Here is a 14210-nt window from a genome sequence, read left to right on the forward strand (position 1 = left end):
TAGTTCTTTTTTAATTCATCTGGAGTTTCTTTTCTTTCATATTTATTCTACCTAAATGTTCTTCCATTTCTCCTTCTAATATATTTTCAAGAACATCTTTAACAAGCTTCTGAATAAGCCCATTTTTCCCCATAACATCATCAATAGTTTTACATTTCTTTACTTCCTCATTGTAATCAAAGTTGGTATTAATATTCTTTGTCATAATTTTTCCTCCTAAATTTATATAGTATATTATTCCAAAACCACCAGCTGTTCATACAAAAAAACAGTAGTTAGTTTTGTTTTTACACAAAACTAACTACTGTCCCGATTTTTTACCTTAATTTTTTCATTATTTCATTAAAGATAAATTGCTTCACAATTTATAAATTTGATTTTCTATATTTAGTGGGAGATATTGATAAAAACTTTTTAAAGGTTTTAATAAAATATGAAACATCACCAAATCCAACTTCATAAGCAATTTCTGTTATAGATAAATTTGTATCAAATAAAAGCAAAGTTGCTTTTTGAATTCTAAAATAATTAATATATTGAGTACAAGTTTTACCTGTTTGAGCTTTGAAGAATCTTAAAAAATGGTATTCACTATACTGAGCTATATCTGCTAATTCTTTAATTGAGATAGGATTTTTATAATTGGTTTGAATATATTTAATAACTTCTTTTAAATTTTCAACTTTGATTAAATCACTATAGTTTTCTGAATTTAAATTTAGGCTAATATAACCTTCTTTAAAGATAGTAGAAAAAATTGAAAATAAAGATCCTTTAATTTCTAATTGAAAGCCATAAGATTTATTATTGTAGCTTTCTATTATATTATTAAAAGAATTAACTATTTTAGCATGTCCAACATTTGAAGTTCTTATGATATTCTTAAAAAATAATTTGTTTTTCATTATGGGATTTACAAAGTTAATTTGAGAATAATCTAAAGTATTTCCTTCTATTAAAGAGAGATTAAATACAAGAGCTACATAAGATATCTTACTATTTTCTTTGCCTATCATATAATGAATAGATCCGTTAGGAATAATAATGAAATCTCCAGTAGTTACGCTAAATATTTTAAAATCTATGCAAATTTCTGCAGAACCATTAAGTATGTATATAAACTCCATTTCATCATGCCAGTGTGAATAGAAATCGGCTGAATTCCTAAATTCCACATTATAGACTTCTAGTGGTAATTGCATATTTCCATGGTTAACTTGTTCCTTAAGTTGTAAATAACTTTTATTATCCATAATATCTCCTTTAAATAAAAATAGCAAAATTGTCATACCTATAAGCAATTTTAAACGAGAAAAGTAATTATAATAACAGTATAATGCAAAAAGAAATAAATTTCATTATAGTAAAACATCTTTATAATTGGTCTTTGACAAATTAAAAGATAAATTTTTTGTTTTTTAGTTACCTTGTAACGAGTGTTACCGAATTAGATATGAAATCCTCATATAATGTAAACATAGAAGGAACAAATTAAGATTTAAATTATCAAGGGGGATTTTTTCGATGGAAAATAAAATGTTTTGTTTCCAATGTCAAGAAACAGCAGGATGTACTGGATGTACACAATTTGGAGTGTGTGGTAAATCACCAGATTTAGCAAGAATGCAAGATCTATTAGTATATACAACAAAAGGATTATCAGAAGTTACAACAAGATTAAGAAAAGAAGGAAAAGAAATTTCAGCTGAAATTAATCACTTTATAACATTAAACTTATTTACAACTATAACTAATGCTAACTTTGATGATGAAATATTCTATGAAAGAGTTAAAAGAGTTTTAGAAATAAAGGAAGAATTATTAAATAAATTATCAAATAAAGATGGATTATCAGAAGCTGCATTATGGACAGCAACTACAAGAGAAGAATATGATGCAAAATCAATAGAAGTTGGTGTATTAGCAACTAAGGATGAAGATATAAGAAGTTTAAGAGAACTTATAACTTATGGATTAAAGGGATTATCAGCTTACATGAAGCATGCTAATGAATTAAGCTATGATAATGAAGAAGTAAGTGCATTTATGCAAGAAACTTTAGCTAAGTTATTAAATGATAACTTAACAGTAGATGAACTAGTTGCTTTAACTTTAGAAACTGGTAAGGTTGGGGTAGACGGTATGGCTTTACTTGATAGTGCTAATACTGGAACTTATGGACACCCAGAAATGACAAAAGTTAATATAGGTGTTGGAAATAAACCAGGAATATTAGTTTCAGGTCATGATTTAAAAGACTTAGAACAATTATTAAAGCAAACAGAAGGTACAGGAGTGGACGTTTATACTCACTCAGAAATGTTACCAGCTCACTACTATCCAGCATTTAAGAAATATGATCATTTTGTAGGAAACTACGGAAATGCATGGTGGAAGCAAAAAGAAGAATTTGAAAGCTTCAATGGACCAATTTTAATGACTACTAACTGTATAGTACCACCAAAGGACAGCTATAAAGACAGAGTATTCACAACTGGAGCAGCTGGATTCCCAGGATGCAAGCATATAGAGGGTATAGATGGACAAGCTAAAGATTTCTCAGAAATAATTGAACTTGCAAAGAAATGTAAGGCTCCAACAGAAATAGAAAAAGGAGAAATCATAGGTGGATTTGCTCATAATCAAGTAATGCAACTTGCAGATAAAGTTGTAGATGCTGTTAAATCAGGGGCAATTAAGAAATTCTTCGTAATGGCAGGATGTGACGGAAGAGCTAAATCAAGAAATTACTACACAGATTTTGCAAAAGCTCTACCAAATGATACTGTTATATTAACAGCAGGTTGTGCAAAATATAAATACAACAAATTAGACTTAGGAGATATCGGTGGAATTCCAAGAGTTCTAGATGCAGGACAATGTAACGATTCATATTCATTAGCATTAATCGCATTAAAACTTAAAGAAGTATTCGAATTACAAGACATAAATGAATTACCAATAGCATTTAATATTGCATGGTATGAACAAAAAGCTGTAATAGTATTATTATCATTATTATATCTTGGAGTTAAGAATATTCACTTAGGACCAACATTACCAGCATTCTTATCACCAAATGTTGCAAAAGTACTTGTTGAAAACTTTGGTATTGGTGGAATAACTAATGTTGAAGATGATTTAAACATGTTCTTAGGACAATAATAAATTAAAAGCTGTTGTAAAACTAAGCTACTTGGTTTTATAACAGCTTTTGTTTTTTTTATAGATAATTTGTGATAGTATAATATTAATAAATTGCAAAGCAATTTAAATTAATAATGGACAATTGATAGTTGATAATTAAGGATGTTTTGCACAGAAAAACTTAAATTAAATTGGTGATCAGCACCTTTTATTTAAAAATCTCTGTTTTTTTCTTAATTGTCCATTATGCATTATCAATTATAAAAATATTCGCATTTTTATACAAAGGGGAGTTCGTATGATAGATATATTAAAGGATACTTGCTTTTTTAAGGGTATTCCTGAAGTTGAGATAGAGGAAATTTTAAAAAGTGAATCATATATAATAAAATCATATAAAAAGGGTGAAGTAATAGCAAATCAGGGAGAAAAGTGTAATAGCTTATCTGTTGTAATTGATGGAAAGGCTGTAATCCAGACTATATATGAAAATGGAAAAGTATTAACATTATCCTATTTTAATGTAAGTGATGTATTTGCAGAAGCACTATTATTCTCTAAAGAAAAAGAGTATCCTGCAACAGTTATGGCTTTTGAAAATTGTAAGGTATTATCATTTCCTAAAAAAAGTGTTTTAGGTATAATTCAGAAGAATACTAAGTTTACAGAAAATATATTAGAGCTTTTATCTCAAAAAATAGTTATATTAAATAGAAAAATAAATTTAATTGAATTAGATTCAATTAGAAGAAAGATATGTAAGATTTTACTTGATAATTATAAAAGAAATAATACATTTTCATTAAAAATATCATCTAAAAAAGATTTAGCTGAAGAGCTTGGAATTCCAAGACCATCTCTTTCAAGAGAACTTATAAATATGAGAGATATGGGACTTATAGATTTTAGTTTAAAAGAAATAACGATATTAGATCTTGAAGGCTTAGAAGATGAATTCTTTGTTTAATAATAAAAGTAACTAGGCAGGCTATTAAATAAAAAAGCCTGCCCAATTATTTGGTATATATAAATTGTAAAGGGATAACTCAAATTAACCCGTGCAATAAGTATATTATAATGGAATATTTTAATAAATTAAATAAAATTTAGAAAATTTAGAATAATTACCAAAAAAGTATAATAATCTTTGTACAAATTTTATAGGAAAAATATTATATAAATAAAATTCTGAAAGTTATATGTACCATTGGAAAAATATATGATATAATAAATTTATAATTATTTAATGTGCTAAGAGAAGTTAGAGTTAAGCATAAAAATAAGAGTTAAGTCTTATTTTTGTGCTTTTTTTGTTATCTAAACAAAGATGCCAGGAATAATTTAAATTATAAAAAGGTTGGTTAAAATAAATTTAAATAATATTAATGGGGGTATATATATGTATGATGTTGCCATAATAGGAGCTGGTGTTATAGGAGCTTCTATTTTTAGAGAACTAACTAAATTTAATTTAAAAGTTGTAATTTTAGAAAAAGAAAATGATGTAGCTATGGGAACGACAAAAGCAAATTCAGCTATAATTCACTCTGGTTATGATCCAGAACATGGAACACTAATGGCAAAATATAATGTAGAGGGTAACGAAATGTTTGAAAGCCTATGTAAGGAGTTGTCCGTACCATTTAAAAGAAATGGGTCATTAGTAATAGCTTTTAATGAAGAAGAAATGGAGTTATTAAAAAAATTATGTGAGAATGGTATAAAAAATAAGGTAAAGGGATTGAGGCTACTAAATAAAGAAGAAGTTTTATTAAAAGAGCCTAATTTAAGTGAAAATATATTAGGAGCATTATATGCACCAACAGGAGGAATAGTAGGACCATTTGAATATACGATAGCTTTAATTGAAAATGGTATTGAAAATGGAGGAGAAATTAAATTAAGTAGTGAAGTTATAGGAATAGAAAAAAATGATACATTTAAAATAAATATAAAGGATAAAGGAGTAGTAGAGGCTAAATATTTAATAAATGCAGCTGGTGTTTATTCTGACAAAATTCATAACATGATTTGTAAAGAGCAGTTTGAGATAACTCCAATTAGAGGAGAATATTATGTAATTGACAAGAATGAAGGCAAGATGTTTGAACATACTATATTCCAATGTCCAACAAAACTTGGAAAAGGCGTACTAGTTACTCCAACTGTTCATGGAAACTTAATCGTAGGACCTAATGCAGAAACTATTGAAGATAAAGATTCAGTAAAAACAACAAGTAAAGGTTTAGACTATATAAAGGAAACTGCATCAAAGACAACAAACAAAATAAATTTTAGAAATTCAATTAGAAACTTTTCAGGTTTAAGAGCACATTCTGATAATGGAGATTTTATTATAGAGGAAAATGAAGATATTAAAGGATTTATAGATGTAGCAGGGATGAAGTCACCTGGGTTATCTGCTGCTCCAGCAATAGCTATTGGTGTATTAGATATATTAAAAAATGCTGGACTTAATATGAGTAGAAAAGATAACTTTAATCCAAATAGAGAGCAAATTAGATTTATGGAGCTTTCATTAGAAGAAAGAGCTGAAATAATAAAAAAAGATAGTAAGTATGGAAGAATTATATGTAGATGTGAGCAAATAACTGAAGGTGAAATAGTAGATGCAATTAAAAGGTCTTTTGGAACTATTTCTTTAGATGGAGTAAAGAGAAGATGTAGACCTGGAATGGGAAGATGTCAAGGTGGATTTTGTGGACCTCGTGTTCAAGAAATAATATCCAGAGAACTTAATATACCTTTAGAAAATATAGTTTTAGAAAAAGATGGTTCATATATTTTAACTGGAAAGTCAAGATAGGAGGATAATTATGAGTTATGATTTAATTGTAATAGGTGGAGGTCCTGCAGGTCTTGCAGCTGCATATGAAGCTTATTTAAATGGGGTAAGAAATATTTTAATAATTGAAAGAGATAGAGAACTTGGTGGGATATTAAATCAATGTATTCACAATGGTTTTGGTCTTCATACATTTAAAGAGGAGCTTACTGGCCCTGAATATGCTGATAAATTTATAAAACTTGTTGAAGAAAGTGAAATTGATATAAAACTTGATACAATGGTTTTAGAAATAGAAAAAAATAAGAGAATACATGCAATAAATTCTAATGATGGGTATATGATTTTGGAAACAAAGGCGATTATATTGGCAATGGGATGCAGGGAGAGAACAAGAGGAGCAATAAATATTCCAGGGGATAGACCTTCAGGTGTATATACTGCAGGAGCAGCTCAAAGATATATAAATATGGAAGGATATATGCCTGGTAAAGAAGTAGTAATTTTAGGCTCTGGTGATATAGGTCTTATAATGGCTAGGAGAATGACATTAGAAGGTGCTAAGGTAAAGGCAGTTGTAGAGCTTATGCCATATTCAAACGGGCTTAATAGAAATATAGTTCAATGTTTAGAAGATTATAATATACCATTATACTTATCACATACAGTTGTAGATATTATTGGATATAAAAGACTAGAAAAAGTTATAATTTCAAAGGTTGATGAAAATAAGAGACCTATGAAAGGAACAGAAGTAGAATTTGAATGTGATACATTACTATTATCAGTTGGACTAATTCCGGAAAATGAATTATCAGATAAAGTAGGAATAGAACTAGATAGAAGGACCAATGGACTTGTTGTAACAGAAAGTATGGAAACTAATGTTGATGGAATTTTTGCTTGTGGAAATGTAGTTCATGTACATGATTTGGTAGATTTTGTTACTGAAGAAGCTAAACATGCAGGAAAATCAGCTGCAAAGTATTTGAAGAACATATTGAAGAAGGAAAATTATATAAATATAAAGAATGGTAATGCTATAAATTATACTGTTCCTCAAAGAATTTCTATAGAAGATATAGATGAAAAGTTGACTATATTTATGAGAGTAAATAATGTTTATAAAAATAAAGTGCTTGTTGTTAAATCTGGGGAAAAGGAAGTTGCAAGGCTGAAGAAAAGGCATTTAGCGCCATCAGAAATGGAAAGAATAGTTTTAAGTAAGAAATTATTAAATAACATAGAAGAAGACTTAATTATTTCTTTAGAGGATGGTGAAGAAGATGTATAAAAATTTAATTTGTATATGTTGTCCTATGGGATGTCATTTAAAGGTCAATATTGAAGAAAATAAAGTAAGTGGAAATGGATGCAAGAGAGGTATTGATTATGGGATTAGCGAAGTAACCAATCCTGTTAGGGTAATAACTACTACTGTTAAAGTTAAAGAGGGTGAACTTCCAGTGCTTCCAGTTAAAACAAAGGGGGCAATTCCAAAAGAACTTAACTTTAAGTGCATGGAAGAGCTTAAAAAACTTGAAGTAGTTGCACCTATTTCTGTAGGTGAAGTAATTCTTAAAGATATATTAGGAACAGGAATTGATATTGTAAGTTGCAGAGATATAAAAAGCATTAAGGCTTAAATAATATTGAAATTTAAATGGAAGTATAAAGGGAGAGAAATGATTAAAAATGACTGGCTATTAATAGCCAGTCATTTTATTTAACATGAATATTTGCAGAAATTAAAATTATCTGCAAATTTTATAATAATTAATTCCATTTCAGTAATTAATGAAGTAACTCGATTAATCTCATTTTCATTAAAGCTAATTGAGTAGCTGCAAGTATTTCCTTTTTACTTATATTTTTGCCATCGTCATAATAAGGCTGTAATCTTTGAATTAATACATCACTAGCACTATTTATAGCATCTAGTTCAATATTTTTTAGATTTTTATTATCGTATTTAACTGCTGATTTAAGATTATCTAAAGAATTATACAGTGCACTACCGTTCCTGCCATTTCCTGAAAGCAATATTTCACCACTTTCTAATACATTTTGTAATGCATACACATTAATAATTAGGTCTTCTACATTGCGGTTAAAATCTTCTTCTGTTGAGGAATCTTCCGTAATCGCATAAATAGAGTTTTGTGTATTAATAGCTAATGATAAAACTCTGTCAGCATAGATATTTAATTTATTATTGTTTAACTGCAAGTATTTATAAAGCAAAAATGAAAAAAAGATTAATACTGCAGCAAATATACTTATTATTTTTTTTTATTCATAGAAAGCTCCTCCTAAAAAACTATACATTATTAAATATAACTTCAATATTAATTTTTTCAAAAGGGAATAACGAAATGTTATACCCTATTAAGTCATTGATTTTACTTATTAAAAATAGCTTTTAATAGAATTTTTTATTTGTCATTTAATATGCATAAAATTACAAGTGTGACTCTAAATCTACTAGTCAAAATTATAATTTTAATAAATTGAAATTATTTTTCTTTAAATTTCCAATTTTCTTTTATTAATAGAATTGTAAAATACAAAGATAAAATTACACCTATAGCTGATATAAAATAAGTTAATTGCCTTAAAAATAATCCGATTATAGGAAGAAAACGAAGTGAGTCATAAACAATACTAGTATTAAACAAAACTAATATTATACTTCCTAAAATACAATAAAGTAAATTACTATTCTTATTCATAAATCTACCCACATTCGAATTTAAGTAAAATTATTAAACAGTATTTCATTAAATAATAAAATTGTTAATTAATGTATGTTTTTATTATACATTAATTGGAGGCATAATTATATTAGGATAAAAATATTAATATTTTATTTTTAAATTCCTTCACAATATTATAATAAACACTTCATTAAAACAGAGCCTAATTTTTTTAGAAAAGAATGAAAATTGCGGATTTTTTACGAATAATTACAGTTAAAAATTGACAAACTTACGGACAAGGGATAAAATTATAATAACTTTTTAGGTTATTTGGAAAAATATAATAAAAATAGGAGTTGAATATTAATGAAAGCTATATTAACAGTAATAGGAAAAGATAAAGTGGGAATAGTTGCAGGAGTTAGTAATGAATTATTGAGATTAAACATAAACATCTTAGATGTTAACCAAACTATAATGGATAAATACTTTACAATGATAATGATGCTAGATTTAAAAGAAGCTAATTCTACCTTTGATGATATTAAAAGTGCATTAGTAACAAAAGGCGAAGATCTTGGAGTAGAGGTTAAAATTCAAAGAGAAGAAATATTTAATTCAATGCACACTTTATAATTGGAGGTTAAAGATGAATAGTAATAATATATTAGAAACCATAAAGATGATAGAAGAAGAAAAACTTGACATAAGAACAATAACTATGGGTATTTCACTATTAGACTGTATAGACTCAGATGGCGATAAGGCTAGAGAAAAAATATACAATAAAATAGTTAGTAGTGCTAAAGATTTAGTTAAAGTAGGTAAAGAAATAGAAAATGAATTTGGAATTCCAATAGTAAATAAAAGAATATCAGTAACCCCTATATCAATAATTGCAGGAGCTACAGATGAGACAGACTATGTTAAGTTTGCGCAAACTTTAGATAAAGCAGCAGAAACTTTAGGAGTAGACTTTATAGGTGGTTTTTCAGCTTTAGTACAAAAGGGATACACAAAGGGCGATAAAATATTAATAAATTCAATACCAGAAGCATTAGCTAAAACTAGCAAAGTATGTTCATCTGTAAATGTAGGCTCAAGTAGATCAGGAATAAATATGGATGCAGTTAGAGAAATGGGCGAAGTAATTAAAAAAACTGCTGAATATACAAAGGATACAAAGGGATTTGGTTGTGCTAAGCTTGTTGTATTTTGTAATGCGGTTGAGGATAATCCTTTTATGGCAGGGGCCTTTCATGGAGTTGGAGAAGCTGATAAAGTTATAAGCGTTGGAGTTAGTGGACCTGGTGTTGTGCAAAGAGCATTAGAAAAAGTAAAAGGAGAATCTTTTGATGTAGTTGCAGAAACTATAAAGAAAACTGCATTTAAGATTACAAGAATGGGGCAATTAGTTGCAAAAGAAGCTTCAGAAAGATTAGGAGTTCCATTTGGAATAGTAGACTTGTCGTTAGCTCCAACTCCAGCAGTAGGGGATTCTGTTGCGCATATATTAGAAGAAATGGGACTTGAAGTAGTTGGAACTCATGGTACAACAGCAGCTCTTGCATTATTAAATGATGCTGTTAAAAAAGGTGGAGTTATGGCATGTAGTCATGTAGGCGGATTAAGTGGGGCATTTATACCAGTCTCAGAAGATGCAGGAATGATTGATGCTGTATTAAATGGATCGTTAAACTTAGAAAAACTAGAAGCTATGACTGCTATATGTTCAGTAGGGTTAGATATGATTGCTGTTCCAGGAGATACCCCAGCCGAAACAATAGCAGCTATGATTGCAGATGAATCAGCTATAGGAATGATTAATAACAAAACTACAGCTGTAAGAGTAATACCTGCACCAGGATGTAAGGTAGGAGATTTAGTTGAGTTTGGAGGATTACTAGGAACAGCTCCAGTAATGCCTGTAAATAAATATTCATCTTCTTTATTTATACAAAGAGGTGGAAGAATACCTGCACCAATTCATTCATTTAAAAATTAAATAAATATAGAATTCATGTTTTTATGTTTCACTTAGATGAGCTTATCAAATATTATACTATTATTTTATAAATCATTAATAAAAACATATATTTAAGGACAATTATGACTTACAGTATAATTGTCCATTTTTATTAAGTAAAATTGTATATAATTTTAGTGAATAGATATAATTTATATAAGATTTGATTATAAATTATTAAATTTATACTAAAGTGATTTGTGAGGGGGAAAGTATATGAAAAATATTAAGTTTTTATCAAAGCAAGGAAATAGTGCAAAACCAAATGAAGATAAGATTACCGTACTTGATAACGCTGCTTGGATATTAGATGGAGCAACAGGATTAACTGGAAAAAGAATTACTGAGAAAGAAACGGATGCATTATGGTATGTTGAAGCATTAGATGATTACTTAAAAAAACATATAAATAGTTCAAAAGATATTAAGGAAATAATAAAAAATGCAATTAAGGAAGTTAAAGAAAAATATTCTAAATATGATGGATTTAATGATTTAGAGGAAATTGATTATCCTTGTGCAGCTTTAGCTTTATTAAGATTTAATAGTAAGGAATTAGAGTATTATGTAATTGGTGATTGTACATTAATATATTCTCAAGAAAATGAATCAATAAAAGAAATTGTTGATAGAAAACTAATAGGGTTAGAAGAAAATATTTTAAGAAAAATGTGTGAAGTAAGCAAAGTAAATAATATTTCTGTATTAGATGCAAGAAAGCTTTGTAATGATGAAGTTATAAGTGTAAGAAAATTAAAGAATAAATTAAATGGATATTGGATATTGGAATTTAATGAAGATGCAGTAGATAGAGGGTTATATAATAAAATTTCTATTAATGGTGAAATTAGTATTTGTATTACTTCAGATGGGTTTTCACAATTTTATGACACATTCAATTTAGCACAAGATTATAAGGTGTTTATAAATTTACTAAAAGAGAGTAATGTAGAGGATATATTTAATACATTATATGAAGAGCAGGAGAAAGATAGTAACTGTAATGATTATCCGAGATTAAAGAAAAGAGATGATACAAGTATAATATATTTTGAATTATAAAATTTACAAATTGGATAAATATGGTGTATAATTTAAATTGAATGATTAGCGAGAGAGAAGGCAAGATATTAAGCTTTCTCTTTTATTGTTTTAGGGGGAAATTATGAGGTGTGTTGTAATACATGGAAGTCCAAGAAGAGGTAACACTTGGGATGTGTTAAACATTGTAAAAGAGGAAATGAAAAAACATGGTGAAATTGAATTTATAGATATTGAATTACGTAAGGAAAATATACCTTATTGTAATGGATGTTTTTTATGTATTTATAAAGGTGAAGATAAATGTCCACACAAAGAAAAGATTAGTTATATAGTAAATGAAATTGAAAATGCAGATGCTGTTATAGTTACTTCACCAGTTTATTCAATGCAAGTTAGTGGGCTTTTAAAAACATTTATAGACCATATGTCTTATAATTTTCATAGGCCAAAATTTTTTACAAAAAAAGCATTAGTAATTACTACTACTGCAGGGGCAGGGCATACATCTTCAGCAAAGTATATTAGGGATGTATTGTATTATTGGGGATTTAATTTTGTGGAAATGATACCAATAGCATATAGAGCCATAGAATTAAATGATAAAAATGTGGAAAAAATAAAATGTATATCTGGTAAGTTTAGTGAAGATTTGATATCTAGAAAAATACACAAACCAAAAGTAAAATCTATTTTTATGTATAATTTATGGAGAAAATCAGGAGAAACACCTTTTAAAGAGGGAGATGCTGATTATAGATATTGGAAAAATTCGGGGCTTTCAAAGTTTATTTATCATCCAGATATTAAAATTGGAGCTTTAAAAAGAGCAATAGGTAGTGCTACTTACAAATTAATGGGGAGCAAAGTAAAAAATTAATAAATGTGATGATAAGATTAGATTTGGGAGATTAATAATGGATTTAATAAACTATATATATTTAGAATGTAGTGAACGATGGTGGAAATCAGATAGAAATTTTAAATTAGATATGAAAAAATATACTAATATAGAGAAGAAAAATAAAGAAAAGAATTTAGATAACTATATAGATTTAATAATTAAAAAAATAAACGAATTTCCTAAGGAAGATAATAAAAAGGGAAAGTGGCAAAATGAGTTTGATGAAATTATAGATAACTTCATAGAAAGTGAAAAAGAAACCTTTAAGCTTGGAATAATTAATAAAAATATTAAAAATGACTTTTTTAATAGCACTAAAAGATTTATAAAAGAAGCAAAACAATTTGATGAAAATTTAAGTTATACTGACATAGGACAGGCCATGAGAAATGTTTGGATCATAAATATCCTTCAAGCAGTCTTTGGAGAAAAAGTACAGCTATCTAAGGCTATATTTAGCTATAGTATGTTATATCCATATACAGATAACTATTTAGATAATACAACGATAAATGACATGGAAAAGAAAAATTTTAATTATAAATTGAATAAGAGATTAAATGGAGAAAATGTAGAAAGTAGTGATTTTTGTGAAGAGGCTGTTTATAAATTAGTTAGTTATATTGAAGAAGATTTTCAGAGAAATGATTATAGTGAATTATATGAGGCTTTACTTTCAATTCATAAAGGTCAAATAAAAAGTTTAAGACAACAAAATGTTGTGAGTATTCCTTATGAAGAGGATATTTTAGGTATATCTATTGAAAAAGGTGGATCATCAGTACTAGTAGATGGATTTTTAACAAAGGGAAAGATGAATAAAGATGAAATATCTTTTTGTATTTTTTATGGTTTCTTGCTTCAACTAGCAGATGATTTACAAGATATTAAATCTGATATAAATAACAATCATATAACTATAATGTCACAATTAGCTCCTAAATACAATTTAGATAAAATAGTAAATAAATTAATAAATTTTACAGTTATGTTTTTAAAAGAAGACAGTTGCTTTAAAGGAGAAAATATACATGAATTGAAAGAACTTATAAAAACAAATTGTATAATGCTTATATTGTTTTCAGTAATATTGAGTAAAGAGTTTTTTTCAAGTGAATATATAAATGTCATAGATGAATACTTACCATTTTCTATAAAATATATAGAAAGTATTAAGTTTAAACTAAGAAAAAAAATTAGGAAAATAGAATTTAAAGATGCAGTTAACTATATATTAGGAATTAATTAAAATAACAGCTAAGTAAATTTACTTTAGCTGTTATGGGACAGTAGTTAGTTTTGTGTAAAAACAAAACTAACTACTGTTTTTTTGTATGAACAGCTGGTGGTTTTGGAATAATATACTATATAAATTTAGGAGGAAAAATTATGACAAAGAATATTAATACCAACTTTGATTACAATGAGGAAGTAAAGAAATGTAAAACTATTGATGATGTTATGGGGAAAAATGGGCTTATTCAGAAGCTTGTTAAAGATGTTCTTGAAAATATATTAGAAGGAGAAATGGAAGAACATTTAGGTAGAAATAAATATGAAAGAAAAGAAACTCCATATGAATTAAAA

14 protein-coding genes and 1 pseudogene are annotated in these 14210 nt (G+C 27.4%); 11 read left to right on the top strand and 4 right to left on the bottom strand.

Annotated features, from left to right (window positions below; genetic code table 11):
* Nucleotides 1–205, bottom strand: a pseudogene (locus CSBG_RS03860) (transposase); the annotation flags it as partial.
* A gap of 160 nt (nucleotides 206–365) precedes the next feature.
* Nucleotides 366–1253 carry a helix-turn-helix domain-containing protein gene (locus tag CSBG_RS03865; protein ID WP_008677238.1) on the bottom strand — a complete coding sequence of 296 codons (888 nt, stop codon included), beginning with the start codon at nucleotides 1251–1253 and terminating at the stop codon, nucleotides 366–368.
* 271 nt (nucleotides 1254–1524) lie between these two features.
* Between CSBG_RS03865 and hcp the strand changes: the two genes are divergently transcribed.
* The 5 genes from hcp (at nucleotide 1525) to CSBG_RS03890 (ending at nucleotide 7599) form a co-directional block, all read left to right on the top strand.
* Complete coding sequence (gene hcp, locus CSBG_RS03870) at nucleotides 1525–3165, top strand: hydroxylamine reductase (protein WP_008677239.1); 1641 nt, start codon at nucleotides 1525–1527, stop codon at nucleotides 3163–3165.
* 280 nt (nucleotides 3166–3445) lie between these two features.
* A complete protein-coding gene (locus CSBG_RS03875) occupies nucleotides 3446–4114 on the top strand; it encodes a Crp/Fnr family transcriptional regulator (protein WP_008677240.1) in 669 nt (222 codons plus the stop codon).
* 432 nt (nucleotides 4115–4546) lie between these two features.
* The gene (locus tag CSBG_RS03880) at nucleotides 4547–5974 is read left to right on the top strand and encodes an NAD(P)/FAD-dependent oxidoreductase (protein ID WP_008677242.1); all 1428 of its coding nucleotides are present in this window, start codon (nucleotides 4547–4549) and stop codon (nucleotides 5972–5974) included.
* 10 nt (nucleotides 5975–5984) lie between these two features.
* Complete coding sequence (locus CSBG_RS03885) at nucleotides 5985–7247, top strand: FAD-dependent oxidoreductase (RefSeq protein WP_008677244.1); 1263 nt, start codon at nucleotides 5985–5987, stop codon at nucleotides 7245–7247.
* Nucleotides 7240–7599 (top strand): DUF1667 domain-containing protein, encoded by a 360-nt coding sequence (locus CSBG_RS03890; RefSeq protein WP_008677248.1) that lies wholly within the window; start codon nucleotides 7240–7242, stop codon nucleotides 7597–7599. Before CSBG_RS03885 ends, CSBG_RS03890 begins: the two co-directional genes overlap by 8 nt.
* A gap of 148 nt (nucleotides 7600–7747) precedes the next feature.
* Here the strand turns inward: CSBG_RS03890 and CSBG_RS03895 are convergent, their stop codons facing one another.
* Complete coding sequence (locus CSBG_RS03895; RefSeq protein WP_147567997.1) at nucleotides 7748–8182, bottom strand: hypothetical protein; 435 nt, start codon at nucleotides 8180–8182, stop codon at nucleotides 7748–7750.
* Nucleotides 8183–8469: 287 nt separating this feature from the next.
* Entirely contained in the window at nucleotides 8470–8685 is a 216-nt protein-coding gene (locus tag CSBG_RS03900; RefSeq protein WP_035284994.1) for a hypothetical protein, read from the bottom strand.
* 333 nt (nucleotides 8686–9018) lie between these two features.
* On the opposite strand from CSBG_RS03900, the gene CSBG_RS03905 reads away from it, so the two are divergent.
* The 6 genes from CSBG_RS03905 to CSBG_RS03930 all read left to right on the top strand — a co-directional run.
* Nucleotides 9019–9288, top strand: coding sequence for an ACT domain-containing protein (locus CSBG_RS03905; RefSeq protein ID WP_008677252.1), 270 nt, complete (start codon nucleotides 9019–9021; stop codon nucleotides 9286–9288).
* A 13-nt stretch (nucleotides 9289–9301) separates the two neighbouring features.
* Nucleotides 9302–10657 carry a PFL family protein gene (locus tag CSBG_RS03910; RefSeq protein WP_008677255.1) on the top strand — a complete coding sequence of 452 codons (1356 nt, stop codon included), beginning with the start codon at nucleotides 9302–9304 and terminating at the stop codon, nucleotides 10655–10657.
* 237 nt (nucleotides 10658–10894) lie between these two features.
* On the top strand, nucleotides 10895–11740 hold the full coding sequence (locus tag CSBG_RS03915) for a protein phosphatase 2C domain-containing protein (RefSeq protein ID WP_008677256.1): 846 nt from the start codon (nucleotides 10895–10897) through the stop codon (nucleotides 11738–11740).
* A gap of 103 nt (nucleotides 11741–11843) precedes the next feature.
* On the top strand, nucleotides 11844–12599 hold the full coding sequence (locus CSBG_RS03920; RefSeq protein WP_008677258.1) for an NAD(P)H-dependent oxidoreductase: 756 nt from the start codon (nucleotides 11844–11846) through the stop codon (nucleotides 12597–12599).
* Nucleotides 12600–12636: 37 nt separating this feature from the next.
* Nucleotides 12637–13872, top strand: coding sequence for a hypothetical protein (locus CSBG_RS03925; RefSeq protein WP_008677260.1), 1236 nt, complete (start codon nucleotides 12637–12639; stop codon nucleotides 13870–13872).
* A 140-nt stretch (nucleotides 13873–14012) separates the two neighbouring features.
* The coding region (locus CSBG_RS03930; protein ID WP_008677262.1) for a transposase at nucleotides 14013–14210 on the top strand (198 nt) is incomplete at its 3' end.

Origin of the sequence: Clostridium sp. 7_2_43FAA, assembly GCF_000158375.2 — a bacterium.
GTDB lineage: Bacteria > Bacillota > Clostridia > Clostridiales > Clostridiaceae > Clostridium > Clostridium tertium.